The organism is Rhodoglobus sp., assembly GCF_053580035.1.
The window spans coordinates 542,020-567,590 of record NZ_JBMDVL010000001.1; the positions used below are offsets into that span (position 1 = coordinate 542,020).

At 60.1% G+C, this 25,571-nt stretch carries 21 protein-coding genes; 11 read left to right on the forward strand and 10 right to left on the reverse strand.

Translation table 11 applies throughout. The features are described 5' to 3' along the window. Positions 1–192: 192 nt before the first annotated feature. A complete protein-coding gene (locus tag ACOH1Z_RS02620) occupies positions 193–792 on the forward strand; it encodes a vitamin K epoxide reductase family protein (protein WP_449646935.1) in 600 nt (199 codons plus the stop codon). A 123-nt stretch (positions 793–915) separates the two neighbouring features. On the opposite strand, the gene ndk is transcribed toward ACOH1Z_RS02620, so the two are convergent. The 7 genes from ndk to ACOH1Z_RS02655 form a co-directional block, all read right to left on the reverse strand. After that, complete coding sequence (gene ndk, locus ACOH1Z_RS02625) at positions 916–1,332, reverse strand: nucleoside-diphosphate kinase (RefSeq protein WP_343926461.1); 417 nt, start codon at positions 1,330–1,332, stop codon at positions 916–918. Next, positions 1,329–1,679 carry a DUF4233 domain-containing protein gene (locus tag ACOH1Z_RS02630; protein ID WP_449646936.1) on the reverse strand — a complete coding sequence of 117 codons (351 nt, stop codon included), beginning with the start codon at positions 1,677–1,679 and terminating at the stop codon, positions 1,329–1,331. The genes ndk and ACOH1Z_RS02630 overlap by 4 nt, the downstream gene beginning before the upstream one ends. A 47-nt stretch (positions 1,680–1,726) precedes the next feature. Beyond that, positions 1,727–3,250, reverse strand: coding sequence for a bifunctional folylpolyglutamate synthase/dihydrofolate synthase (locus ACOH1Z_RS02635; RefSeq protein ID WP_449646937.1), 1,524 nt, complete (start codon positions 3,248–3,250; stop codon positions 1,727–1,729). Further along, on the reverse strand, positions 3,243–6,533 hold the full coding sequence (gene ileS, locus ACOH1Z_RS02640) for an isoleucine--tRNA ligase (RefSeq protein ID WP_449646938.1): 3,291 nt from the start codon (positions 6,531–6,533) through the stop codon (positions 3,243–3,245). Before ileS ends, ACOH1Z_RS02635 begins: the two co-directional genes overlap by 8 nt. A 248-nt stretch (positions 6,534–6,781) precedes the next feature. Further along, complete coding sequence (locus ACOH1Z_RS02645; RefSeq protein ID WP_449646939.1) at positions 6,782–7,786, reverse strand: DUF1648 domain-containing protein; 1,005 nt, start codon at positions 7,784–7,786, stop codon at positions 6,782–6,784. After that, positions 7,783–8,133 carry a GntR family transcriptional regulator gene (locus ACOH1Z_RS02650; RefSeq protein ID WP_449646940.1) on the reverse strand — a complete coding sequence of 117 codons (351 nt, stop codon included), beginning with the start codon at positions 8,131–8,133 and terminating at the stop codon, positions 7,783–7,785. The genes ACOH1Z_RS02645 and ACOH1Z_RS02650 overlap by 4 nt, the downstream gene beginning before the upstream one ends. 60 nt (positions 8,134–8,193) lie before the next feature. Further along, positions 8,194–8,637, reverse strand: a complete 444-nt coding sequence (locus ACOH1Z_RS02655) for a DNA/RNA non-specific endonuclease (RefSeq protein WP_449646941.1) — start codon at positions 8,635–8,637, stop codon at positions 8,194–8,196. Positions 8,638–8,870: 233 nt separating this feature from the next. Between ACOH1Z_RS02655 and ACOH1Z_RS02660 the strand changes: the two genes are divergently transcribed. From ACOH1Z_RS02660 to ACOH1Z_RS02700, 9 genes are all read left to right on the forward strand, one after another. Then, entirely contained in the window at positions 8,871–9,470 is a 600-nt protein-coding gene (locus ACOH1Z_RS02660; RefSeq protein ID WP_449646942.1) for a biotin transporter BioY, read from the forward strand. Between the two features lie 149 nt (positions 9,471–9,619). Next, positions 9,620–11,254 (forward strand): ABC transporter substrate-binding protein, encoded by a 1,635-nt coding sequence (locus tag ACOH1Z_RS02665; RefSeq protein WP_449646943.1) that lies wholly within the window; start codon positions 9,620–9,622, stop codon positions 11,252–11,254. Between the two features lie 45 nt (positions 11,255–11,299). Beyond that, complete coding sequence (locus ACOH1Z_RS02670; protein WP_449646944.1) at positions 11,300–12,298, forward strand: ABC transporter permease; 999 nt, start codon at positions 11,300–11,302, stop codon at positions 12,296–12,298. Then, entirely contained in the window at positions 12,295–13,176 is an 882-nt protein-coding gene (locus tag ACOH1Z_RS02675) for an ABC transporter permease (RefSeq protein WP_449646945.1), read from the forward strand. The genes ACOH1Z_RS02670 and ACOH1Z_RS02675 overlap by 4 nt, the downstream gene beginning before the upstream one ends. Further along, positions 13,173–14,840 carry a nickel ABC transporter ATP-binding protein NikE gene (gene nikE, locus ACOH1Z_RS02680; protein WP_449646946.1) on the forward strand — a complete coding sequence of 556 codons (1,668 nt, stop codon included), beginning with the start codon at positions 13,173–13,175 and terminating at the stop codon, positions 14,838–14,840. Before ACOH1Z_RS02675 ends, nikE begins: the two co-directional genes overlap by 4 nt. A gap of 4 nt (positions 14,841–14,844) precedes the next feature. Beyond that, positions 14,845–15,435 (forward strand): TetR/AcrR family transcriptional regulator, encoded by a 591-nt coding sequence (locus tag ACOH1Z_RS02685; RefSeq protein ID WP_449646947.1) that lies wholly within the window; start codon positions 14,845–14,847, stop codon positions 15,433–15,435. Positions 15,436–15,505: 70 nt separating this feature from the next. After that, positions 15,506–18,103 carry a valine--tRNA ligase gene (valS, locus tag ACOH1Z_RS02690; protein WP_449646948.1) on the forward strand — a complete coding sequence of 866 codons (2,598 nt, stop codon included), beginning with the start codon at positions 15,506–15,508 and terminating at the stop codon, positions 18,101–18,103. Positions 18,104–18,167: 64 nt separating this feature from the next. After that, complete coding sequence (locus tag ACOH1Z_RS02695; RefSeq protein ID WP_449646949.1) at positions 18,168–18,647, forward strand: GNAT family N-acetyltransferase; 480 nt, start codon at positions 18,168–18,170, stop codon at positions 18,645–18,647. Then, complete coding sequence (locus ACOH1Z_RS02700; RefSeq protein WP_449646950.1) at positions 18,647–18,877, forward strand: hypothetical protein; 231 nt, start codon at positions 18,647–18,649, stop codon at positions 18,875–18,877. The genes ACOH1Z_RS02695 and ACOH1Z_RS02700 overlap by 1 nt, the downstream gene beginning before the upstream one ends. A gap of 100 nt (positions 18,878–18,977) precedes the next feature. On the opposite strand, the gene ACOH1Z_RS02705 is transcribed toward ACOH1Z_RS02700, so the two are convergent. Continuing rightward, a complete protein-coding gene (locus ACOH1Z_RS02705) occupies positions 18,978–19,769 on the reverse strand; it encodes a methyltransferase domain-containing protein (RefSeq protein WP_449646951.1) in 792 nt (263 codons plus the stop codon). 22 nt (positions 19,770–19,791) lie between these two features. Here ACOH1Z_RS02705 and ACOH1Z_RS02710 point away from each other — a divergent pair, with 22 nt between their 5' ends. Continuing rightward, entirely contained in the window at positions 19,792–21,816 is a 2,025-nt protein-coding gene (locus ACOH1Z_RS02710; protein ID WP_449646952.1) for a M3 family metallopeptidase, read from the forward strand. A gap of 322 nt (positions 21,817–22,138) precedes the next feature. On the opposite strand, the gene ACOH1Z_RS02715 is transcribed toward ACOH1Z_RS02710, so the two are convergent. After that, complete coding sequence (locus tag ACOH1Z_RS02715; RefSeq protein WP_449646953.1) at positions 22,139–24,373, reverse strand: glycoside hydrolase family 31 protein; 2,235 nt, start codon at positions 24,371–24,373, stop codon at positions 22,139–22,141. Then, entirely contained in the window at positions 24,373–25,554 is a 1,182-nt protein-coding gene (locus ACOH1Z_RS02720; RefSeq protein ID WP_449646954.1) for a glycoside hydrolase family 15 protein, read from the reverse strand. The genes ACOH1Z_RS02715 and ACOH1Z_RS02720 overlap by 1 nt, the downstream gene beginning before the upstream one ends. Between the last annotated feature and the right edge of the window lie 17 nt (positions 25,555–25,571).

Sequence of the window (25,571 nt, forward strand, 5' to 3'; positions counted from 1 at the left end):
CTGCAGTTGTGCCCTGTCACGACACTTCGGAACTGGCTATCCGACTCGCGCAACAAGCGTTGCGTAACTGGTCCGGTCGCTATGCCCGGTAAGCCTTCTTGGTGTTATTCCGAGCGCGGCTCGGAGTAACTACGCTTCATTATCGCATGCATTCTCAGAAAACGAGCCTGACGCGCATGCGATAATCCCAGCATGACTGCCTCCGGGGTTCGAAACAGGCCCATAGCCCTCGCCGTATTTTTGATCATCACCGGTTTGATCGGGCTGTGGGCGTCGTTCCAGCTCATGGTGGAGAAGATCCACTCGCTCGAAAACCCAGAAGCGGTACTCAGCTGCGACTTCAGCATCATCGTTCAGTGTGCAAAGAATCTCGACTCGGCTCAAGGAGCCCTGTTCGGCTTCCCCAACCCCGTACTCGGACTGGTTGGTTTCATGGCTCCCGTCGTCGTTGGGGCAGCGATTTTGGCTGGCGCGCGTTTCAACAGCTGGTTCTGGGTCACCTTCAACATTGGCGTTGCCGGAGCATTTGCCCTGTGCATGTGGCTCTCCTACCAAAGCATTTTCAATCTCTTCACGCTGTGCCCCTGGTGCATGGTCGTCTGGTCGGTGACGATCCCGATGTTCTGGGCTGTGACGTTGCGAAACCTTAAGGTGGGGGCAATTCCCGCACCGCGCGCGCTTCGCAAGGCTGCATCAGCTGCGTACAGCTGGGTGCCGGTAATTGCCCTAGTCGGCTACATCATCATCGCGATCATCGCGCAAGTGCGCCTCGACGTACTGAGCTACCTCTAAGAGATATTCCGTCCCAGCGGCGTATGCCGCACCGGGAACATAAAAACGGCGAGTTCCTGACCGCAGTCGGGATCTCGCCGTTTTTTGTGCGGAACGCGCCTGGCGTTCGCAGAGTGGGAAGACTTAGGAGAACCAGAGAGCCAGTTCACGTGCGGCCGACTCTGGAGAGTCACTGCCGTGCACCAAGTTCTGCTGAACGGCGAGTCCCCAGTCGCGCCCGAGGTCACCACGGATGGTGCCTGGAGCAGCAGTCGTCGGGTCAGTCGTGCCTGCGAGCGAGCGGAAACCCTCGATTGCACGGTTGCCGGCGATGCGCAAAGCAACAGTCGGACCCGACTGCATGAAATCCATCAGCGGCTCGTAGAACGGCTTGCCCTCGTGCTCGGCGTAGTGCTGCGCGAGCAGATCTACTTCAGCCTGCACCAAACGCACGTCGACGAGCTGGTAGCCCTTGGCCTCAATACGGCGAAGGATTTCTCCGGTCAGATTGCGAGCAACGCCATCCGGCTTAATCAGTACAAGTGTCTCTTCGATGTTCATTGTGTCTCCTCAGCGGGGGTAGTCGTGGTTGATGAACTAAGAATTGCGGCTTTGGCGGCGTCGATCTGGCGGCCCTTGATGAAGCAGTATGTCCAGATTGCAGCAAAGCCCGCGCCGACCACAAACATCGGGGCGAGAATGAAGCCAAGCGCTATGAGGACAACCTGAAGCCCCCAGCCGATCCATACTGCCCAAGGGTGGTGCAGCATCCGTGCCAGGGCAACGAAGACAAGGATCAACACTGCGCCGCCGACAAAGGCTGGTGCCGGACCGAGAGCCTTCAGGCCGAACGCAGTCAAGGCCACGAAGAAAATCAAAGTCGCATCGAGCACCAGAACGATACTCAAGAGCAACTCAGTTACGGAGCGCGTTCTGCGAGGTCGTGGGGTTCGACTCACGGCTTCCAGCCCTCCGCCTCCGCTAGAGCGAGCGCCTCGCCGACCAAAGAAATTGACCCAGTGACGACTACGGCGCGACGTTCATTCTCGCCTGCCCACTCCCGGGCCAATTCCATCGCCTCGGCGAACGAATCAAAGTCGGTTGTCTCATCAGAGAATTCGCGAACAATTTCGACGAGGTCCTCTGGCGCCACTGCGCGATCCGATTGAGAGGTCGTGACATAGAAGCGGTTAGCAACCGGAGCCAGAGCCTTAACAATGCCAGCGGCATCCTTGTCGTCAAGCACACCAATGACGAACGCGATTTCGTCGAAAGTGAAGTACTCCTTCAGCGCTGCCGCCAGAGCTGTGGCACCGTGAGGGTTGTGCGCGGCATCCACAATTACTGTGGGCTCAGCACCGATAACGTGCAGGCGACCAGGAGATGACACGGTTGCGAGTCCCTCGGCGAGAACGTCACCGACAAGTGCCTGACTGCCGTCGCCTAAGAAGGACTCGACTGCGGCAATAGCAAGAGCGGCATTGTGCCCTTGGAACTCGCCGAAGAGCGGTAAGAAGAGATCGGAGTAGGTGCCAGCGAGGCCGCGAACCGAAATCAACTGGCCACCGATAGCTACGGCGCTGCTCGTCAACTCAAAAGCATCGCCCTCGAAGCCAAGCTTGGATTCCGTGAGGTCTGCCGCCCGTTCAAGCTCAATTTGGGCATCCGCAGTTTGAACCGCAGACACGATTGAGGCTGCCGGCTTGATGATTCCCGCCTTGGTGCGCGCAATTTCAGAAATTGTCGTGCCGAGGCGCTGAGTGTGGTCGAGCGCGATCGGGCTGAAGACGGCAACTTGGCCGTCGGCGACGTTCGTGGAATCCCACTCGCCGCCCATGCCGACCTCGAGCACAGCGACATCGATGGGGGCATCCGCGAAGCTCGCGAATGCGAGTACCGTCAGCGCTTCGAAGTACGTCAGCGGCTCTTCGGCCTTTGCCAACAACTCGGCATCCACCATGAGGAGGAAGGGGCGGATGTCAGCCCAGTTGGCGGCAAGAGCGCGGTTGGAGATGGCTCGGCCATCAATCACGATCCGCTCGTTCACGCGCACCAAATGCGGACTCGTCATGAGTCCGGTGCGCAACCCGTAGGCCCGCAAAATACTTTCGACGATGCGACTCGTTGACGTCTTGCCGTTGGTTCCCGTGATGTGAATCACCGGGTAAGTGCGCTGCGGGTCACCGATGAGTTCGACGGCACGACGAGTTGCCTCGAGCCGCGGTTGCGGTGCCTGCTCCCCTATCCGCGCCAGCAATTCGTCGTAGACGAGTGCGGCATCTTGGGCGTACTCGGAGTCTTCGAGTTCGAAATCTGAGTCCTCGTCGATGTTCGTTCCCTCGAAACCATCAGCGAAGGGGCTGAGGTCAGCAAGAGGGTGGGCCGCTTCGAGCTCGGCCCGTTCTTCGTCACTGAGAGAGTCATCGAATGACTCATCTGGTTCTACGCTGTCGTCGAATTCTTCGTCGCGTTCAGACATTAATCGTTCCTATCTTGGTGATGTCAATCACCAGGCCGCCCTGATTGGCATATTTTCCTGCCGGCAATTCGGTGCGGTATGTCTCAAGTGTGCCCTCTGTCAGCTCATTCGCGAAGCTCTGAACCGTCGATTGCGCTGCAAGCGTTTCTGAGGCGATCATGGCGCTGTGGAAGTCAATGGCCTCATGGTCAGCGGCGTCGAGGGCACTGATGACGAGTGCGATTCGGTCGCTTACGTCGAAGCCTGCAGCCTTGCGCGCATCCTGAATGGCCCGGATGGCGTCTCGAGCAAGCCCTTCGGCCGAAAGCTCAGGGGTGAGTTGGGTATCAATGATCACGAAACCACCGTCAGAGAGGAATGCGATCGCACTCGCTTCATCGGCGGCTTCCATCTGCAGTTCATATTCGGCTGGTTCTAAAGCCATGCCATCGACCGAGACCCCGCCAGCGGTCGCCTCCCAGTTACCAGCTTTGGCCTCTTTGATGACGTGCTGAACTTGCTTGCCGACACGCGGTCCAAGAGCACGGGCATTGACGGTCAGCTTTTTGGTGATGCCGAAGCTGTCAAGCGAGCCATCTTCGAGTTGCTCAAACCGAACAGTTTTGACATTGAGTTCATCACGAAGGATGTCGCTGAACGACGCGAGCGCATCGGGAGTTTTGCTGACAATGGTCAACGATGCCAGCGGAAGTCGAACCCGCAGGCTGCGTACCTTACGCAATGCAAGGCCACTTGAAGCAATCTCGCGCACGCGGTCCATCGAGGCCACTAGATCATGGTCGCTCGGGAAGGCCGAGGCATCTGGCCAATCGGTGAGGTGCACGCTGCGACCGTTGGTCAGCCCACGCCACATTTCTTCCGAGACCAGTGGCAGCAGCGGCGCTGCAACCCGCGCAACCGTTTCAAGCACCGTGTAGAGCGTGTCGAACGCGTCAGTGTCATTGCCACTCCAAAAGCGGTCGCGACTGCGACGCACGTACCAGTTGGTGAGCACGTCAGCGAAGTCGCGAAGTTTTGCGGAGGCCATGGGGCTGTCTAGCGCATCAAGCTCACGGGTGACGTCTTCGATGAGTTCGCGAGTTTTCGCCAGCAGGTATCGATCGAGAACGTTTGTCGAATCTGTTCGCCACGTTGCTTCGTAGTTATCGGCGGCGTTCGCATAGAGAGTGAAGAAGTAATAGGTGCTCCACAGGGGAAGCAGCATCTGGCGAACGCCATCACGGATGCCCTCTTCGGTAACCATGAGGTTTCCGCCGCGGATAACCGAGCTCGACATCAGGAACCAGCGCATCGCGTCGGCGCCATCGCGGTCGAAGACTTCAGAGACATCCGGGTAGTTGCGCAGACTCTTCGACATCTTTTGGCCGTCATTGCCCAGCACGATGCCGTGGCTGATGACGTTCGAGAATGCCGGGCGGTCGAACAACGCCGTCGACAGCGTGTGGAGGGTATAGAACCATCCGCGAGTTTGACCGATGTACTCCACGATGAAGTCGGCCGGGCTGTGAGTATCGAACCACTCTTGGTTCTCGAAGGGGTAGTGAACCTGGGCGAACGGCATTGAACCGGAATCGAACCACACGTCGAGCACGTCTTCGATACGTCGCATTGTCGACTGACCGCTGGGATCGTCGGGGTTGGGACGCGTCAGCTCATCGATAAACGGGCGGTGCAGGTCGGGCTCACCATCGTGATTGAGCGGCAAGCGACCAAAGTCTGCTTGGATCTCGGCAAGCGAGCCGTAGACATCCACGCGCGGGAAGTCAGGGTTGTCGCTCTTCCAGATCGGGATCGGTGAACCCCAGTAACGGTTGCGGCTGATCGACCAGTCGCGGGCGTTACCCACCCACTTGCCGAACTGGCCCTCCTTGACGTTCTCGGGAACCCAATTGATTTCCTGGTTGAGTTCACCCATGCGGTCGCGGAACTCGGGAACCTTGACGAACCAGCTCGACACAGCCTTGTAGATCAGCGGATTGCGGCAGCGCCAGCAGTGCGGGTAGGAGTGCTCGTAGCTGGCGACCTTGAGCAGGCGGCCCTCTTCTCGCAGCAACTTCGTTAGAGGCTTGTTGGCGTCAAACACTTGCATTCCGGCAACGGGTGGAACCGACGTCAAGAACTTGCCGCCATCATCAACTGAGATGACCACAGGGATGCCAGCAGCAGCACACACATTTTGGTCATCTTCACCGTAGGCGGGCGCCTGGTGCACGATGCCGGTACCTTCGCCGGTAGCAACATAGTCGGCAACCAAGAACTGCCACGCATTTTCGGTTCCGTAGGTTTCGGCATCCGCATAGAAGTCCCAGAGACGGTCGTAGCGAACACCGTCGAGTTCGGAACCCTTGATCGTGCGCGATACCGCGGCGAGGGCATCCTCAGCAGTCTCGTAGCCGAGCTCTTTCGCGTAGGCAGCGATGGTATCGCCAGCAAGCAGGTACTGTGCCGATCCTTCTTCTGAGCCGTCCCCGGCGCCGAGCGGGCCAGCGGGCAGCACGGCGTAGTCAATATCAGGGCCAACGGCGAGAGCAAGGTTGGTTGGCAGCGTCCACGGGGTGGTCGTCCAGGCAAGCGCCTTCACGCCGGTGAGGCCGAGGCTTTCGGCTTTCACCCCGTCGAGCGGGAATGTGACAGTGACGGTTTGGTCTTGACGCATCTTGTAGACGTCATCGTCCATACGCAGTTCGTGGTTGGAGAGCGGGGTCTCATCGTTCCAGCAGTAGGGAAGCACTCGGAATCCCTCGTAAGCGAGGTCTTTCGTGTGCAACTGCTTGAACGCCCAGATGACGCTCTCCATAAAGTTGACGTCAAGTGTCTTGTAGTCATTCTCAAAGTCGACCCAGCGGGCCATACGCGTCACATACTCTTGCCACTCGCCGGTGTATTTGAGTACTGATTCACGAGCCGCATCGTTGAACTTATCGATGCCCATTTCTTCGATCTGAGCCTTCTCGGTGATGCCAAGTTGGCGCATCGCCTCGAGCTCTGCGGGCAGACCGTGAGTGTCCCAACCGAAACGGCGGTGCACTTGCTTGCCGCGCATCGTCTGAAAACGAGGAAAGAGGTCTTTGGCGTATCCGGTCAGCAAGTGACCATAGTGAGGGAGGCCATTTGCAAAGGGAGGGCCGTCGTAAAACACCCACTCATCCGAGCCTTCACGCTGATCAATGGATGCCTGAAAAGTGTCGTCGGACTTCCAGTACGAGAGCACTTGCTCTTCGATCGCCGGAAACTTGGGTGACGGCGCTACGGAATCGTCTGAGCGGTGGCGGGGATACGACATGAGGCTCCAGTGGTACGTGGGTGCGGATAATCTGCACGAGGACGACCTCTCAGCCGCGGTACCACCCCGCTTGTGCACCTTCCGGCACACCACTCATATCGCTGTAACGGGCTTACCCGTTCGGTTCTACTGCCACCCGCTCTCCTGCCGAGGGCAAGAGTTGAGGCGATTTCTTCCGAATGCTCCCCGGTGATAGCCGGTTCATAGCGTGTGCCCCAATGATACGCGAGTTAGCTGACCGTTGAGCGCTATTTCGTGGCGACCGTGGCGAGGGCTTCGGCACCGCGCTGGGCATCGTGCATTGTGACGATGAACTTTTTGCCGTTCATCCGCGTCACTTGGATCGCTTCACCTTTGGAGAGCACAATGCCACTGCGACCATCTGGTGCCCAGCGCCAGCCGTAGCCGCCAAATTCGCCGATCGGATTCACGTCAACAACGGCGACAGAATCGATCTGGTCTGGTGCGATAGTGGTGCGCGGCCAGCCCATCGCTGAACGAACCCGCAGCCCGCGATGGTCAATCGTTACGCGCCACGAGAGTGTGCTGACGGCGAGTGCAATCACGATGATCCCGATGCTTGCCGGCAAGAGCAGTTCTGCAGGATTCGAGACCGCTTGAATGGCGAGTGCGAGGCCGAGCGCTACGAGGGCGACCACGGCGATCACGACAACGCCTGGGCCGAGCCGTGTGCTCGTCGAGAAGTGCACGCGCTGGGTATCTGATCCCGTAATCGGTTCAGCGGCGACGGCTGTCGACGTGATTGTCTCCGCAGCGGGCAGCATGAGCCACGCGAAGAAACCCAGCACGGGAGCGATGACGAACGCGGCAAGCATGATGCCACCAATGTCCCCTACGCTCGTCGCTGACTCGAGGCCGCGCTGGATCGCCAAACTACCGGCAGAGATGACCGTCAGCAGAACCGCCAAGAATACGGAGGTTGCGATAAGGATCTTGTGGGCCCACAGGAGCCCGCCCTGCGGTGCGCCCTTCCAACTCACAATCGCGGTAAATGCTGCAAAGGCGAGCGTGATGAGCAATGGCAGCGCAATGATCCCTCCGGCTGTTGTATAGCCATTCGGGCCGCTTGTTCCCCAATGAGAGGCAACGGGGTTGGGCAGCTCGGGAATCCACAGCGCCATGACAAACGCCCCCACGAGCGTGATGAGGAGCGGAACGACGACGCCAATCACAATGATGAGGCGGCGGGCCCGCGTGCGTTTCGACGCGACGTTCTCGGTGGGAAGGGTCATTGGTATTCCTCTCGGATGAGGGCAGTGAGGGCGGCAAGCGACACGTTGTTGCTGCGCGCGTCTGCCACGACGGCGGTGACCCCGGCAGTGAGCGAGTCGTAACTATGGGGTGTTGCAGAAACAATCGCGCCTCGTCCACGCCGAAGTTCAATAAAGCCTTCGTCGCGGAGTTCTTGGTAGGCGCGCAAAACGGTGTGCATGTTGATGCCAAGCGATTCAGCAAGTTCGCGCGCGCTCGGCAGTCGCTCCCCTGCAGCAAGTGAACGATCGATTACGGATAACCGGATGCTCGCCGCGAGCTGCTCGAACAGCGGCGTCTCAGACGCTGGGTCAACTCGAATCAACATGCTTCAATCATAGTTGTTCTAGTTGAAGTAGCACAAGTTGCGGGTCCAACGTCGCTCTGACTACCAGCGAATATCTCTCGTGCGCGCCAACGGTCTCCGTGGCGGCGCACCAACACTGTCACCTTCAGCTAGATCGGCGGAATGCATCCACTGAGAAAACACCGGGCCGGCCATCACCGAGACTCTCAAATCATCGACATCGACATCCTCATAGAGAGCGTCCTCCAGTCGACCCCAGAGCCCCTGCCTGCTCGACTGATTGAAGTCGTCCATTTGTGGCGCAATGTTCGTGAAAGAGAACGAGTCACGATTGGCTTGCTGCGCGTCACCAAGTTCACCCCAGGTGAGATCTGCCCGCCGAGCAAGATGGCCACGGTCGAGAGGGTTTCTGACGTAGAGCTCGTTACCGAGAATCGCCGCAGTCGGAACCGGCACCGCAAGCTCGACCCCGAGAAATTCGGAGTCGTAACCGTGACCGCGAGCATCCGCACCGTTCACCGTCATCGAGCCCCCTCGTTCTCACGTTTCTCCACTGCATTCACCGTACGTCCGACCTACGTCTTCGCCCAAGCAGGAAAGTCAGGAGATCAGGTTTTGTCGCGCATCTCATAAACTCGAACGATTTTGTTATCACAAGGCGCACGTCACACGCGTCGATCTATGACTAGGGTTATTCAGGCACCGGCCTATCCAGGCAGGGCTCTCTACAGTTCGCAGACAAAGGAAAGGAGCGTCGCGTGTCGACTCTCACTTTGACCCTCGGCCGTCCAACGCTTGCCGACACCGTCTTCTCTCGCAGCCTCGCGACTGATATCGCTCTCGTTAGCGCTGGTGCCGCGCTCACCGCCGTAATGGCCCAGATTGCTGTGCCCCTCTACCCCGTGCCGATCACGGGTCAGACCCTCGCGGTTCTGCTTGTCGGTGCATCACTCGGTGCGACCCGCGGCGCGATCTCCATGGTGCTGTACGCGCTTCTCGGCATCGTCGGCATCCCCGTTTTCAGCGATGCTTCGTCTGGGCTTGGCGTGATCACCGGCACTACCGGCGGTTACATCATTGGCTTCATCTTCGCTGCGGGGTTCACCGGATGGCTTGCTCAGCGTGACTGGGACAAGAAGTTCTTCGGCGCAGCACTCTCGTTCCTCGGTGGCACGGTTGTGACGTTCGCGTTCGGCCTCGCCTGGTTGGCAATTGCCACGGGTGGCACCCTCGAGCAGGTTCTCGCCTGGGGCCTCTACCCGTTCATCATTGGTGGGCTCATCAAGGCAGGCATTGCCGCTGCGGTAATCCCCACGACGTGGAAGCTCGCTACGAAGTTCTCACGCAAGAAGGACTAACGCTCGGGCGTTCGGTTTCTCAACCGGGTCGGTTTCGCTCACGCGGACCGGCCCGGTTTTTTGTGCTGCTAGAGTTTATGTACTGAGTTCAACAATGCTTAGTTCGCTCATATCCGAGCTCGTTCCCGCCCACATCAAGAGGTCACTACATGCCCGCGCTTCGCCCGTCTCTCATCCCCATCGCCCTCGCAGCCAGCACACTTCTATTCGCCGGCTGCACGGCTGCGACGGCCCCCTCAGCGACTCCCCTCGCTGGCGGAACACTGGTCTATGCGACCGGTGATGCGGAACCCGGATGCCTCGACCCTCATGTGGGCGGGAACTATCCTCAAGCCCTCATCAGCACTCAATACATTGAGTCCCTTGTCTCCAAGAACAGCGATGGCGAGATCATCCCCTGGCTCGCCACCGACTGGACCGAGAGCCCCGACGGCCTCACGTGGGACTTCACCCTGCGCGACGACGTCAACTTCACCGATGGCACGCCGTTCGATGCCGAAGCAGTCAAAGCGAACATCGAACACTTGAAGGATCCGAACACGGCTTCATCCACTGGCTACTTGGCCGTCGGCAAGATCGACAGCATCGAGGCAGTCACCGCCGACCAGGTGCGTTTCACGCTATCGGCACCAGACAGCGCACTCCTCGAGTCACTTTCCCAGCCGTGGGTCGGCATCCAGTCGCCCACCGCCCTCGAACGCGACCAAGCGGTGAACTGCGAGAGCCCCGTCGGCACCGGGCCATTCATCGTGACCGATTGGGTGAAGCAGCAGTCGATCACCCTCGACCGCAACGAGAACTACAACTCGGCTCCCGAAGACGCAGAACACACTGGTCCTGCACTTCTCGACTCGCTTGAGTGGCGATTTATTCCGGATGCTGCAACGCGCTACGCGGCCCTGCAGTCTGGCGATGTCGACGTGATCGACAACGCTCAACCCAACAACATTTCTTCGGCGGGCGACGTTTCGACAATTGAAGAACTCAACGCTCCACGCCCGGGCGCCGCGAACCGTATCGAACTGAACTCAGGCAAGGCACCATTTGACGACATTCGAGTGCGCGAAGCCTTCATCCGCTCAGTGGATGTGAACCCCGGCATCGAGAGCCTCTTCTTTGGCACTGCCGAGCGTTCGTATTCGGTGCTTTCGAGCGTCGAGCCAGCCGGCATATCGCTTCCCGACGTCTTCACTACTGACCCAAAGGCCGCCGCAACGCTGCTGGATGACGCCGGCTGGGACACGATCGATTCCGATGGCTACCGCACGAAAGACGGCGAGCGCCTGACTCTCACGTTCCCCATCAGTACGAACCAGTCGATCCCGGCCGAGCAGTCGCTGTTTGAGCAGATTCAGGCTTCCGCAAAGGACGTCGGCTTCGAGGTCATCCTGCAGCCGACAGATTTGTCGTCGTGGTACGGCGCACTGTTCACGAATGAGTACAACCTTGTGAGCGCCCCGTACACGAAGGTCGGCGCTGACGTGCTGCGCATCCTGTACCACTCGGATTCGATCATCCCGGCTCCGAGCGGGTACTACGCGAATCTGGCGCAGCTCAGTGATCCTGCTCTCGATGAGATTCTGACGACGGCAAGCGAGACATCGGATGCCGCTGAGCGTCAAGACCTGTACGCCGAGGCTCAGTCGATCATTGTTGACGGTTTCTATGTTCTGCCGCTGTATGACCAGCAGAATCACTACCTCTACAGCACGAGCGTCGAGGGGTTCCGGGCGCTGCCGACCGTTTCTGCTCCGACCTTCTACGATGCGTGGTTGAGTAACTAGTACGCCCAATCCCGCACGACCAACGAACATCGAGGATCATCCCCTGTGACGGATTCGTCTGACGCTCCCGCATCGGCGAGTGTCTCCACCCCAGCGACGCGGTTGCGCTCGTTGGGGTGGATCGCACGCCGAGTGGGTGGCGGGGTGTTCGTGTTGTGGGCAGTCGCGACAGTCATTTTCTTTGCGCTCCGGTTGATTCCGGGTGACCCGGTTGATGCAATTTTGGGCGGGCCAGGTTCTCAAGCGTCAGCGGAGGCGGTTGCTCAGATTCGCGCCGATTACGGTCTCGATCAACCGCTGATCGTTCAGTATTTTCTGGCAATGGGCAAGCTCGCCGTCGCCGACTTTGGAACGTCATATGCCCTCAAGGTGGCAGTTGCTCCGTATGTGTTGACGCAGTTATGGTCAACGCTCACGCTCACTGTCGCATCCCTGGTCGTCGCGTGGCTTGGCGCTCTGGGGTTGACTGTGGCAACGAGTGGTCGCGGGCGCACCTCACGAGCGGTGGGCTCTGGCCTTGAACTGCTGGCGGCAGCCGTCCCACACTTCTGGCTTGCCTCCCTGCTCGTTATTCTGTTGAGCAACACTCTGCACTGGCTCCCACCGATTAGTGTTCCCGGGCCCTTGGGGCTCGTTTTGCCGGTACTGACCTTGGCTCTACCGCTTACAGGGTTTCTGGGGCAGATCATGGGTGAGTCTCTCGCAAATGCCTACGAGCAGCCCTTCGTTCTTTCCGCTCGGGCACGCGGCGAAGGCGAATGGGGGGTGCGGCTGCGGCACGTAGTGCGCCACGCTGCGCTTCCGGGTATCTCGCTCTCGGGCTGGGCGTTCGGCTCCCTACTCAGCGGCGCAGTTGTCGTCGAAACGATCTTTGCGCGCCCTGGACTCGGAAGAACGCTGCTGAGCGCTGTCACCATCCGTGACATCCCCGTCGTCACCGCTGTCGCCCTCGTCTCCGCCCTCACCTTCATCCTTGTCACGATCGCTACGGATGCCGTTGACCGCATCGTCGATCCGCGCGTGACGGAGGTGGCAGCACGATGACCGAAATCTTGGCTGGCCGCCTCTCGCAGCCTGCGCGGCGAAGTTCCGGCATCCGCAGCGTTCCACGACTGTTCAGTAACCTTGGCGTCGTAATCGCGTTGGCGGTGCTCGCGCTCATCCTGACCGCGGCTCTCGCGCCGCAACTCATCACCACAGCCGATCCGGATGCGGTGGCCCCGGCCGAAGCGTTCCAGTCACCAACTCTTGCCCATTTCTTTGGCACCGACGAGTCGGGTCGCGATGTCTACACCCGCGTGGTGTTCGGCGCAGCCAATTCGCTGCTCATCGGAATTGCCGCCACCGCGGTCGGCTTGGGCCTCGCCCTCGTTCTCGGCCTACTTGGCGGGCTCGGCAGCCGACTCGGTGACTTCGTGAGCACGCGAATCGTCGAGGTCATGTTCGCTCTCCCCGGCCTCCTGCTCGCGCTCGTGTTCATCGCCATCGCCGGGCCAGGCGTCATCACGTCGACGGTGGCCGTTGGGTTGTCGACAGCCCCCGGCTATGCCCGCATCATCCGCAGCCAACTTCGCAGCGTTCGCAACGCCAGTTACGTCGAGGCGGCCACTGTGCTCGGCCATTCGCGGGCACGCATCATCTGGCAACACATCCTGCCTGGTGCTCTCACGCCCATCTTTGTGCTCGGAACACTCGGTGTCGGCCAAGCGATCGTCTGGGCGTCGTCGCTCGGTTTCCTCGGCCTCGGCGTTGCCCCACCCGCCGCCGAATGGGGCGCAATGCTCTCGAACGGGAGAACCTACATTGACGTCGCTTGGTGGCTCACCGTGTTCCCCGGTCTCGCGATCGTCGCCACTGCCGCTTCGTTCACGGTGCTTGGCCGCGCCCTCAACGCGCGAACCCGACAGGAGGCGGGCGGATGACCGACTCACCACTACTGCGCGTGCAGAACCTCAGCGTGCACTTCGCTCGCACCGCCGCTCCCGCCGTCGACAACGTGAGCTTCGAGGTTCACCCCGGTGAATGCCTCGCCATTGTCGGAGAGTCCGGATCAGGCAAGAGCGTCACAGCGCGTTCCCTGCTCGGGCTTGCGCCCGCCGGAGCCCACGTGAGCTTCGACGAGCTGAGCCTCGCGGGAGAGGAGCTGCCGGCACCCGGATCTCGACGGTGGCGAACCATTCGCGGAGCATCCATTGGGCTGGTCTTGCAAGATGCGCTCGTGTCGCTCGACCCGCTGCGCCCGGTCGGGCGGGAAATTGATGATGTGCTTCGACTGCACACGAAACTCAGCCAAGCGGAACGGCACGAGCGCGTTCTCGAACTTCTCGAAGCGGTCGGTGTTCCCGATCCAGCGCTGCGAGCGCGCCAACGATCGGGTGAGCTTTCGGGTGGGCTACGTCAGCGTGCGCTGATCGCGGCAGGTATCGCCGCTGGGCCGTCGTTGATCATTGCTGATGAGCCGACGACGGCTCTCGATGTCACGGTGCAGGCACGCGTGCTCGAGCTGCTGTCGTCGCTCCGAGACTCAGGCACCGCGATGATTCTGATCACCCACGACCTTGCTGTTGTCTCTCGAGTCGCGGATCGTGTGGCCGTCATGAGTTACGGGCGCATCGTCGAGACCGGCACAACTCGGTCAGTGTTGGGCGCACCGTCTGCAGTCGCCACGCGCCAACTGTTGGCGTCAATTCCGGTTGACGTGCCGCGTGGTGTTCCTCTCGATCTTTCGCCAGAAGAGTCCACGTCGAACTTGTCAGCCGATACGGCAGTGCTGCCCGAATTGACGGCGCGTGATGGTGTTTCCACCAGCTCAGGCTCGGCCCCTGCGCTGCAACTGGTTTCCGTTTCGCGGCGCTATCCCACACGGCACAGCGCCCCGATTCAGGCTCTCGATTCTGTATCGCTCACGCTCACCACCGGGAGCACTCTGGGGCTTGTCGGCCAATCAGGATCAGGCAAGACCACAATCGCGCGCATCGCCCTGGGGCTTGAGACTGCCGATAGCGGCACCGTGTTCCTCGATGGCTCACCGTGGGGGTCGCTGACTGCCCGCGAGCGCCGCCCATTGCGCCACACTCTTGGCGCGATCTATCAGGATGCTCTGAGTTCGTTCGATCCGCGCTTGAGCGTTGACCGCATCCTTGGTGACGCTCTCGGCGTTGGCGGATCGGATGCCCAGCGAGCGCTAATGACAACCGATGAGCTGCTCGACGCTGTTGGTCTGCCTCGCTCCGTCAAGAACCGTCGCCCGCTTCACCTCTCGGGCGGGCAGCGTCAGCGGGTCGCAATTGCGCGGGCCCTCGCCCCTGGTCCCCGCACGATCCTGTGCGACGAACCAGTGTCATCTCTCGATGTTTCCACTCAGGCCCGCGTGTTGAATCTGCTCGACGAACTGCAGCGACACTTAGGGCTCAGCTATCTCTTCATCTCTCACGATCTGGGAGTCATCCGCCACATGAGCGATACCGTCGCGGTCATCAATCAGGGACGCATCGTTGAGACGGGGGCGACGAATGAGATCTTTACTTCCCCCAAAGATCCCTACACCCAGTCGCTCATTGCCGCCCTACCCCGAGTGAGAGGATGAGTAAGTGACCTCACCCCACTCGGCCGCACGTGGCCGCCCGCCAGCGGCATCCCGAGAACTGCTCCAAGAGTCTGCCTTTGAATTGTTCATTGAGAATGGCTACACGGGCACAACCGTCGATCAAATTGCTACTCGCGCCGGGGTGAGCCGCAACACCTTCTTCAACTACTTCGATGCCAAGGGTGAAGTTTTTTGGGTAGAGCTGGATGCCGTCACCGAGCGGCTGAAAACGGCGTTAGCCGATCAGCCGTCTCAGCCTGCCAACGCGACCGAAGCCATCCGCACTGCAATGCTTGCCGCTGTTGCCCCGCTGGAGTCGCAGCATGTGCCGTTCATCCTTACCCAGTACGACTTGATCGGTAGTGCGGCGGAATTGCAGGCATCCGCTATGAGCCGGTTTGCCACGCAGGCCCGCTTGCTCAGCGGATATGCCCACCATCATGGCGTCGATTCGGATGTGGCTCGCGCTCAGGCCTACTCACTCATCGCGTGTGTGGTGGCGGCTGCTCAGGAGTGGGCGCAGGTTGGCCCGCAACGTGGCCGCCTCGAGCCTTACGTCGAGCGGGCGATCGACGCGGCCCTCAACGCCAAGTAGAATTTTCTCACCAACACACTCAGGCACCTCTTCTTTGACTCGGTGCCGCACATATCGAACCGGAGTAATTATGTCGTCGAGCGTTCCCGAAAAACCTGCCCTAGAAGGACTCGAAGACAAATGGGCTCCCGTGTGGGAGAACGAGGGCACCTATCGGTTCGATCGCCAGAAGGCGCTTGCTGAGGGGGCTGACTGCGTATTCTCGGTCGACACTCCCCCGCCGACGGCATCCGGCAGCCTGCACATTGGCCACGTGTTCAGCTACACGCACATGGACTTGGTCACTCGCTTCCAGCGCATGCGGGGAAAAGAGATTTTCTATCCGATGGGGTGGGATGACAATGGTCTGCCCACTGAGCGTCGGGTTCAGAACTATTACGGTGTGCGCTGCGATCCCACGCTCCCCTATGACGAGAGCTTCGAGCCTCCTCAGCTGGGTGGAGAAGGCAAGTCGACGAAGGCTGCTGCGCAGCTTCCGATTTCGCGTCGCAACTTCGTTGAGCTGTGCGAGACGCTGACCGCCGAAGACGAGAAGCAGTTCGAGGATCTCTGGCGCCAACTGGGCTTGAGCGTCGACTGGAACCTCACCTACCGCACCATTGGTGATGACGCCCAGCGTGCCGCTCAGCGTGCATTCTTGCGCAACCTCGACCGTGGCGAGGCGTACCAGGCGTTCGCACCAACCCTGTGGGATGTCACGTTCCGCACCGCTGTTGCCCAGGCCGAGCTCGAAGATAAAGAGCAGCCTGCCGCCTACCACCGTCTTGCCTTCCACAAAGCTGATGGCGACGACATCCATATCGAGACGACCCGCCCTGAGCTTCTGCCAGCGTGTGTTGCGCTCGTGGCTCACCCTGACGACGAGCGCTACAAGCACCTCTTCGGCACGATGGTCACGACGCCGATCTTTGGCGTAGAGGTTCCGATCCTGGCCCACCACCTTGCTCAGCAAGATAAGGGTTCGGGAATCGCCATGATTTGTACGTTTGGCGATGTCACCGATGTTGTTTGGTGGCGCGAGCTTGACCTTCCCAACCGCACCATCATTGGTGCCGATGGTCGCATCATTGCCGACGCGCCCGATATCATCGTTGGCGACACCGCTCAGGCTGCCTACGCCGAACTCGCGGGCAAGACGGTCTTCAGCGCGAAAGCCGCCATTGTTGAGCTGTTGAAAGCATCTGGCGAAATGATCGGCGACGCGAAGCCGATCCAGCACCAGGTGAAGTTCTTCGAGAAGGGCGACAAGCCTCTCGAAATCATTTCGACGCGCCAGTGGTACATCACCAACGGTGCCCGTGACGAGAAGCTGCGTGACCGCCTCCTCGAGGCCGGTAAGCAGATCAACTTCACCCCCGACCACATGCGTGTTCGCTATGACAACTGGGTTGGTGGCCTTACGGGCGACTGGCTCATTTCGCGCCAGCGCTTCTTCGGCGTGCCGATCCCCGTCTGGTACGAGCTCGATGCTGACGGCGAAAAGGGTGCCCCGATCGTCCCCAGCGAAGCTTCGCTGCCGATCGACCCCTCGTCAGATACCGCTCCCGGCTACACGGAAGACCAGCGTGGTGTTCCCGGTGGCTTCGAGGGCGAACTCGACATCATGGACACCTGGGCCACGTCATCCCTGACCCCGCAGATTGCCGGTGGTTGGGAGACCGACCCCGAACTGTTTGATCTCGTATTCCCCTACTCACTGCGCAGCCAGGGCCAAGACATCATCCGTACCTGGTTATTCTCGACCGCGCTGCGCTCCGAGCTTGAACACGGCACTGTGCCGTGGCGCAATGCCGGCATCTCCGGCTTCATCGTCGACCCTGACCGCAAGAAGATGTCGAAGTCCAAGGGCAACGTCGTCACCCCCAAGGGCATGCTCGATGACCACGGTTCGGATGCGGTGCGTTACTGGGCAGCATCCAGTCGCCTCGGTACTGACGCAGCGTTCGATCCGCAGAACCCGAAGCAGATCAAGATCGGTCGCCGTCTCGCGATCAAGGTTCTGAACGCCTCGAAGTTTGTGTACTCGTTTCCCGCTCCTGCCGGTGTTGCTGCCGATTCCGGTGCCGTTGTGACCGAAGCCCTCGACCTCGAAATGCTTGCCGAGCTTGCTTCGGTAGTGTCACAGGCGACCACGGCGCTCGAGAACTTCGACCATGCCAAGGCCCTCGAAGTCGCGGAGAAGTTCTTCTGGACCTTCTGTGACGACTACCTCGAGCTCGTGAAAGAACGCGCCTATGGCGCCGGAACCCCCGAAGCTCAAGCGAGCGCCAACCGCGCCCTGCACACCGCGATCGACGTATTCTTGCGACTCTTCGCCCCCTACCTCCCCTTCGCAACAGAAGAGGTGTGGCGCTGGACGCACGACACCTCCGTTCACGCGGCGACGTGGCCGACAGCAGACGAATTGGGCGTAACGGCAGAACCGACCGGACTGTTCTCGGCCGTCAGCCAAGCACTCATCAGCATTCGTCGCGCCAAGACCGATGCAAAGGCATCCCAGAAGACCGAAGTAAGCACGGCAACGTTGGCAGGCCCAGCCCTGATCGCAGCCGCTATTGACGATCTGAAGGCTGTGGGCCGCATCCACGACCTCACGATTGTTGAGGCCGACGAGATCGAGGTCCGCGACATCGTTCTCGTTGAAGCTGCACCCGAAGCTTCCGCCTAGCGGTCAACGGAGGGTTCGGCGTCGAGTTCGGCGTCGAACCCCAAAACCGCGTATTGTTGAATGAATGACGAACTCAGAGAAGCCTTCGTACACCATCCGCGACATCCAAGAAGATGATTTTGAGCAGTGGAAAGCACACTTCGTCAAGTACGGCGTGTTCTACGACACTGAGTTCACGGATGAAATCGTTCAGGGCGTGTGGGAATGGCTCATGGATGACTCGGCGCAACTAAACGCTGTTGTTGCTGTCTCTCCCGAGGACCGCCCTAACCCCGGTGACATCGCCGCTTTCGGCCTCTACCGTCGCCTGCCAGACACTTTCACCGCGTCGTGGGGCTGGTTCATGGACGACCTCTACGTTGATCCTGAGCACCGCGGTGCTGGCGTTGCTGGAACAATCATCGACGACATCGCTGCCCGCGCGGCAGAAGATGGTGGCGGAAAACTTCGTTGGATCACCAACAAAGAAAACGACAGCGCCAAGCGCCTCTACGACAAGGTCGCAGACCGCACGTCGTGGATCCTCTACGAAAAGAACGTTTAATGCAGCTCGGCACACGATGGTCAGTGGGCGAACCGGCTCCCGAGCGCCTCGACGCGGCAATGCGCGAAGCAATCACGGGCGTTGAATCAGAAATCGCCCACCTCGACACGAGTGCGTGGCGTTGGACGCTCACGTGGCTTGAATCGCGCCCTGTCGCCGAACTCGACGACGGCACCATCGTGCGCCAAGCCGCTGACGGAGACGTCACAGTAGAACAACCCGCGAACTAGTCGCAGCGCACACCTAGTCGCAGCGCACACCTAGTCGCAGCGCACACCTAGTCGCAGCGCACACCTAGTCGCTTTAGCAGCCGCACGGCCGCCGGTGAGATCACACTCTCGCGAGAATCTCACCGTGCGGCATTGCCAACCACGCGTCTGGCGAATCTGCCCACTCGCGCCACGCAGCACTTATCTGCTGCAACACCTCGTGTGTGGCGAGCGACTTGCTCAGTGCATCCTCGGCAAAAGCCGATTCCAACACTCGCGCCTCCCACATGCTGCCCCACCATTCACGGTCAGGGGCGTCGGAAAAGTTCCAGACGGATGCCGTCACGGTGAGATCGGTGAGCCCCGCCTCCAGCGCCCAGGCCTTCAGGCGCCGGCCCGCGTTCGGCTCGCCCCCGTTACTGCGGTGCACTGAGTCATAGAGGTCAGCCCAGACTCGGAGCCCCGGCAATTCGGGATAAGCGATGACGCCCGCATAGTCGACATCGCGCACCGCGATGAGCCCACCCGGCTTGGCAACACGTTTCATTTCTCCGAGCGCCGCGACCGGGTCGCCAAGATGCTGCAGAGTCTGATGCGAGTGCACGAGATCGAAACTGTTGTCGTCGAATGGCAGCGCATAGGCGTCACCGACGACGAAACTGAGGTTGTCGGCGGTGAAGGCCGAGGCTTTTTCTATCGCTGCGGGAGCGGCATCCAACCCAACAACCATGCCGGGGGCGAGCCGCTTGGCAAACTCCGCCGTTATTGTGCCTGGCCCGCAGCCAATATCGAGAAGCGAGAGCCCTGGCTGCAGGTGTGGCTCGAGGTATGCCGCAGAGTTTGCGATGGTTCGCCACGTGTGCGATTTGAGAACACTTTCGTGATGGCCGTGGGTGTAGCGCTCTCTAGTCATACTCCGAGAATAGGGTGGATGTATGACCAATCCTTTCTTTGAGCCCAGCACGCTGCCCTTTGGTATGCCACCGTTCGCCGATATCGAGGATGAGCACTACGCTCCCGCGTTCGAGAAAGGCATGGCGCAGCAGCTTGAGGAGATAGCGGCGATAACCTCTCAGACCGATTCGCCGACCTTCGAAAACACGATGATTCCTTTGGAGAAAAGCGGTCAACTGCTTGAGCGTGCCGCGATTGTCTTCTTCAATAAGACCTCGGCCGACAGCAACGCGGCGACGGATGCTCTTGAAGAAGTCATTGCCCCGAAATTTGCTGCCCATCGCGACGCCATTAGCCTCAACAGCGAACTCTACGAGCGCATCCGCCGTATTCACGATGGCCTTGATTCCAGCACGCTGGATGCCGAAGCGCGCTACCTCGTCGAACGCTACTTCACAGAGTTCACGCTCTCAGGAGCTGGCCTCGACGACGAGGCCAAGGCCACCTTGCGCGAATACAACTCCCGGCTGTCGAGCTTGACGACGAAGTTTGAGAAGAACCTGCTCGCCGACACCAATGATCTTGCGATCGTTGTGGATAGTGCTGAAGAACTCGCCGGTCTCGATGCGTCAGAAATTTCTGCTGCCGCGAGTGCTGCAGCAGATCGTGGTCTCACCGGCAAGTACCTGATCACTCTGATTCTGCCAACCAACCAGCCTCACTTGTCTGTCTTGCACAACGCGGATGTGCGCGGTCGAGTTTTGGCAGCGTCACGAGCCCGCGGTATTCGGGGTGGGGATTTCGATAACCGTGCTCTGGTTCTTGAGATCGCCAAGGTGCGCTCTCAGCGGGCGGCACTGTTGGGCTTTGAGAGTCATGCGGCATGGGTTACGGCCGACGAGACGGCGCAGAACCCGCAGCGCGTGGCAGACATGCTCGGAAAGCTCGCACCGGCTGCTGCCCGCAATGCTCGTGAAGAACATGCTGCGCTCGAGAAGCTGGCTCACACTGAGGTGACCGCCGCCGATTGGGCTTACTACTCGGAGAAAGTTCGGGCCGAACAATACAACGTCGATACCACCCAGATGCGCCCATACTTCGAGGCAGAGCGCGTGCTGCGTGATGGTGTGTTCTTTGCCGCTACCAAGCTGTATGGCGTGACATTCAGTGAGCGCTATGACCTTCCGGCCTACCACCCAGACGTTCGCATTTTTGAGGTCACGAACGAGGACGGCACCGAGGTTGGCCTGTACACGCTTGATCTGTACACGCGTGATTCGAAGCGCGGTGGGGCGTGGATGAACTCGCTCATTTCGCAGTCAGATCTGCTCGGGCATCCGGTCATTGTGACCAACAACCTCAATGTGCCTAAGCCCGCGGCTGGCGAAGTCACACTGCTGACCTATGACGAAGTGAACACGCTCTTTCACGAATTCGGGCACGCATTGCACGGGCTGTTCGCTCGAGTGACCTACCCGAAGTTCTCAGGCACAAACACCTACCGCGACTTCGTTGAATTCCCCAGTCAGGTAAACGAAATGTGGATGCTCTGGCCCGAGGTGCTCGACAACTACGCCAAGCACTATCAGACCGGTGAATCAATGCCACGCGAGATCGTCGAACGCATCCACGCGAGCGCTGCTTTCAACGAGGGGTTCCTCACGTGTGAGTATCTGGCTGCTGCCCTCATAGACCAAGCCTGGCACCGCATTGGCGCCGACGATGACGTGACTGATGTTGCCGCTTTCGAAGCGCAGGCGCTAGCGGCGGTCGGTCTCGACAACGCTGCCGTACCTCCGCGGTATTCAAGCACCTACTTTCAGCACATCTTCGCAAACTCTGCCTACGACGCTGGCTACTACTCCTACATTTGGAGCGAAGTGTTGGATGCCGACACGGTTGAGTGGTTCACCGAAAATGGCGGGCTCACGCGGGCCAATGGCGACCGTTTTCGATCAAAACTTCTCGGTGTCGGCGGCTCGAAGAATCCACTCGAAGCATTCCGCGATTTCCGCGGTCGTGACGCCGAACTGCAGCCTCTGCTGAATCGTCGCGGGCTGAGCTAGAGCCCTTTCGTCGGAGCGGAGTCCGTTGCGCATGCTTCAGACTCCGCCTCGATCACGGCAACAGTTGCGGGCGTTTCGACGATATATGCAGGCTATTCAGCTCATCAACGCACGATCATTGTGCGTGCTCAACAAAAATTGCTGAAACTCTTTCGCAAACCACCCGAACAGGGCACAATAGTCCCGGTTGCGCCTAGCGCACCCCGACACTTAGATGTCATCTAGCACGATGCCCTGAGGGCGATCCTGACTCAGCACTACCCGAATCTTGCTGAGGTTCCATCACCGGACGCGGTCGCCCTCAGGATCATCGATCCGCGCACTACCCGTTAAATGTGGCCGCTAAACGCTGCCACGCTTCTGCACGCACGTAGACGGGAACCTCGTCCCACGGCACTGTTCGAGTATCGGTTGCCGCTCCCTCAACGGGATCGCCGCTAAAGGCGTGAACCCAGTCGCCAGCGGGAAGCGTTGCCGAATGCTCACGGGCGCCCTCTTCGGTGACGGGTGAAACGAGAATGTCTCGCCCCAGCATCCACTGCAAGGGTTGCTTCCAGAGTCGTTCATCCTGAGGCCAGTCGAAGAACAATGGACGCATCACGTTTGTCCCGTTGGCTACCGCCCACTCGCTCTCCGCAGCAAGGTACGGGACAAGGCGTTCGCGCAATTCAACAATCGAGCGACTCATTGAGAGCACTGCGGGGTTTTCTGACTGCTCGGCAATATTCCAGGGTGTTCGGTCTCTACTCGGCGAACGGTGATGGTTGAACTCTGAGTGGTATTGCATGATCGGGACGAACGCAGCTGCGGCAAGGGAGCGCACATACAGTTCCGCCGTTGGCACGTCTCCGCTAAACCCAGCCAAGTCCCACCCCCAATAGAGAATCCCACTCGCACTTGCGTTGAGACCAGCGAACAACGACCAACGGAATGCATCCCAGGTTGAGTTCTCGTCGCCGGCCCAAAAAGCGCCGTGCGCCGGAGATCCCGTGTAGCCCGCTCGAGAGAATGTCACCGGCGCTTTGCCTGCTCGCCGCAACAGGTCTCCGTAGGCCCGCGCGTAGTGCACGGGAAATGTGTTGTTCTTTTCGTCGCCGCGACGCCCATCGCGATAGTGCAACTCGGAGCCCCACGCATGTTCGCCGCCATCAGTCTTGAAACCATCGACGCCCATGTCTTCGACGAGGTAGCGACGCTTCTCCGTCCACCATCGAGCGGATCGGTCATCTGTGAGGTCCGGCATCAGAGAGAGCGGAAACCACCAACCGCGATTGCGGTATGGCTTGAGCACACCGCGAGGGTCCTCATCCTGAATAAGCACGCCCTCTGCCACTGCGGCATCGGCATCGAAACGGGCTTGCCCCACCGGATGGGGACGCATCTTGATCAGGGGAATCTGCCACAGCAACACGCGAACGTCGCGATCGTGCAGCTCATCAATCATGGCCTTCGGGTCGGGCCAGGCGCCCTCGGCGGGGAACCTAAAGTCAGTAAGGGCCAGTGGTGCGCCGTCGGAGGTCGGCGTGTATTGCGCATCCCGCCACACCGTGAAGGTACTTTCGTCACTCCACGCTTCGATAACGACGCAACCGACCGGGATGCCGTGCTCACGATGGGCATCCATCTGACGCATGACTTCGGCTTGAGTGTTCCACTCATTGCCGCTGGCCCACAACCGGTGAACCCAGCTCGGCAACACTTCCGGTCTCCCGACTTCGGCCAGGAATTGGTTGAGCACCTGAGCGGGACTGCCGTCATAACCGCCGACGGTGAGCACCTCGGCGTCATCATCGGCCGCGTCAACCTCTGCCTCGATCCAGAGCAACTCAGAATCGCTTTCCGCCACGTCGAACCACACGCGGCGACTCGTCCGCACGTGAAAGCCCCAACCGCGCCCGCCAACGACATGAGCGAAAGGCATCGGAAGGTATGTTTTGCGTTCGGCGCCCTGCGACTTGTACTGCTCGAAGACCACTGAGTCGAGACTCGTCCCGCGATGGTCAAGAGAGTCGAAGCGCTCGCCAAAGCCAGACACGTGCTCTCCAGACTCAAGAGCCACAGCGAATCGCACTCTCGCGATTCCGTGCCCGCCAGTGAGTACGCTAACGCTGCCGGCAACAAGCCCGGCAGCGGCATCCACGGCAACACGGGAGTCTGGCGCACTCTGCCAACCCGATGCTCGAACAGAGAACCACCGTGTGGACTGCGAGCGTGGTGAGGAGCGTGGGCCTCCAACGAACCGGTAGCGGTAGGAAGCCCCCGCCCCTATGGTGCTGACTGCTACCGCGAAGCCGGTGCTGGCCCGCGCCAGTTTGGCCTGAGCAGACGCTAAGTGGCCGCCGTCAACGGCCTGTCCCCGTGAACGCTGTTGAACCCGCTCGAGTGGATGCTCGGTAATCGATTCGCCGTCGTGCCACTCGAGGGTTACTTCGTCAACGTCGGAGGTCGCGCGCACTCCCAGACGAAGGTCATCACCTTCGATGGGGATTACCGGCTGACGCTGTTCTGTATCAACCGAATATGGGTGACCCGAGCCTCGTGGTCGATGTCTCAGCACTAGACAGTCTCTCTTTCATTTCCGTGGTGTCGTTCAGTAGTTTCGTGTGCTGGTTCGGTTGCCACTGGCGGCACGTAAACGCCAATCTCCACGGCTAGCCGCACGAACATGGCATGGCTCCACAGCAAGGGTGTGGCAACGGTTCCCCAGCGTTCGAGCCACTCTGCAACCCGCGTCGGGGCGAGAAGGTGGTCATCGACTTGTTCCGGCAAGAACCCTTCAGCCGTTACGGTCGTGGCAGCCCATTCCAATTGTTCGCGAGCTCGTGCGGAGTCGCCTCCGGCAGAGTATGCGAGGCCGACCATGCAACTGAGCAGCGGCCATTGTCCACCGCCATAAAAAGTGTCGTCGAGATAGCGATGCACTCCCCCGTTCACTGCCAGTTTGGCCATGATGCGCGCCACAGTTTGCGACGCAACAGACGAAGTGCCATCAACTACTCCGAGTGGAGCGATGAGCGCGGCGAGTGATCCGTCGACTGCATCAGACCCCAACCACTTGACCAAGTGACCATCACGAATGCCCTCACGCTGAATGAGGTCCTGAGCTTCTGCGGCAGCGAGCCGTGCCCGTGTTTGCCACTCTGACGCGAGTACCCCAGAGTCAGCGGCCGCGCTCAACCCGGCTACGACGCATCCCAGCGTCGAGACATGGCGCTCGGATTCGTGCTCTTCCCACCAGTCGAAGCAGGGGCGCTGCCAGGTGGCCAGAAGATAACGCACCGACAATTCGATGCCCCTTCTCCAGCGTTCGAGACTGAGACCGTGCCGTTGCGCATGCGCTACAGCCGCCCACACCCACGTGCCGAAGCCATCCGTTTGGAAGTCCCACCAGTCGTCGTTGCCTTCACCACCGTTGAAAGTGAAGCGAGTGGCAAGCATCTGAGAATTAGCGAGCGGTCTTCCGGCTGCCTCGGCAAGCTCGATCGCGTCAATCTGGGTACAACGATCGAGAAGAATTGTTTCGCACCAGTCAAAAAACTGGGACGCCGAGTCGACAGCGTTCGCCGCCGACATCCCGTCTGCGATGAATGCCCCATCGCGAAACCACGAATAGCCGGCATACGCTGAGAAGGTGGGGCTCGCGGGGTACGCACCGGTGGGGTGCTGCAGCGTCGCGATCAGTGTGACGCTGTGAGCCGCGAGCGACGCGAGAGACTCGTCGTCGGTGGGTGAAGTCATTACGTGCCCTCCTGGGC

Bases quoted from the DNA above. Each gene is read 5' to 3' on its own strand.
- ACOH1Z_RS02620 (WP_449646935.1), top strand. From the start codon at position 193: ATGACTGCCTCCGGGGTTCGAAACAGGCCCATAGCCCTCGCCGTATTT.
- ndk (WP_343926461.1), bottom strand. From the start codon at position 1,332: ATGAACATCGAAGAGACACTTGTACTGATTAAGCCGGATGGCGTTGCT.
- ACOH1Z_RS02635 (WP_449646937.1), bottom strand. From the start codon at position 3,250: ATGTCTGAACGCGACGAAGAATTCGACGACAGCGTAGAACCAGATGAG.
- ileS (WP_449646938.1), bottom strand. From the start codon at position 6,533: ATGTCGTATCCCCGCCACCGCTCAGACGATTCCGTAGCGCCGTCACCC.
- ACOH1Z_RS02645 (WP_449646939.1), bottom strand. From the start codon at position 7,786: ATGACCCTTCCCACCGAGAACGTCGCGTCGAAACGCACGCGGGCCCGC.
- ACOH1Z_RS02650 (WP_449646940.1), bottom strand. From the start codon at position 8,133: ATGTTGATTCGAGTTGACCCAGCGTCTGAGACGCCGCTGTTCGAGCAG.
- ACOH1Z_RS02655 (WP_449646941.1), bottom strand. From the start codon at position 8,637: ATGACGGTGAACGGTGCGGATGCTCGCGGTCACGGTTACGACTCCGAA.
- ACOH1Z_RS02665 (WP_449646943.1), top strand. From the start codon at position 9,620: ATGCCCGCGCTTCGCCCGTCTCTCATCCCCATCGCCCTCGCAGCCAGC.
- ACOH1Z_RS02675 (WP_449646945.1), top strand. From the start codon at position 12,295: ATGACCGAAATCTTGGCTGGCCGCCTCTCGCAGCCTGCGCGGCGAAGT.
- nikE (WP_449646946.1), top strand. From the start codon at position 13,173: ATGACCGACTCACCACTACTGCGCGTGCAGAACCTCAGCGTGCACTTC.
- valS (WP_449646948.1), top strand. From the start codon at position 15,506: ATGTCGTCGAGCGTTCCCGAAAAACCTGCCCTAGAAGGACTCGAAGAC.
- ACOH1Z_RS02695 (WP_449646949.1), top strand. From the start codon at position 18,168: ATGACGAACTCAGAGAAGCCTTCGTACACCATCCGCGACATCCAAGAA.
- ACOH1Z_RS02700 (WP_449646950.1), top strand. From the start codon at position 18,647: ATGCAGCTCGGCACACGATGGTCAGTGGGCGAACCGGCTCCCGAGCGC.
- ACOH1Z_RS02705 (WP_449646951.1), bottom strand. From the start codon at position 19,769: ATGACTAGAGAGCGCTACACCCACGGCCATCACGAAAGTGTTCTCAAA.
- ACOH1Z_RS02710 (WP_449646952.1), top strand. From the start codon at position 19,792: ATGACCAATCCTTTCTTTGAGCCCAGCACGCTGCCCTTTGGTATGCCA.
- ACOH1Z_RS02720 (WP_449646954.1), bottom strand. From the start codon at position 25,554: ATGACTTCACCCACCGACGACGAGTCTCTCGCGTCGCTCGCGGCTCAC.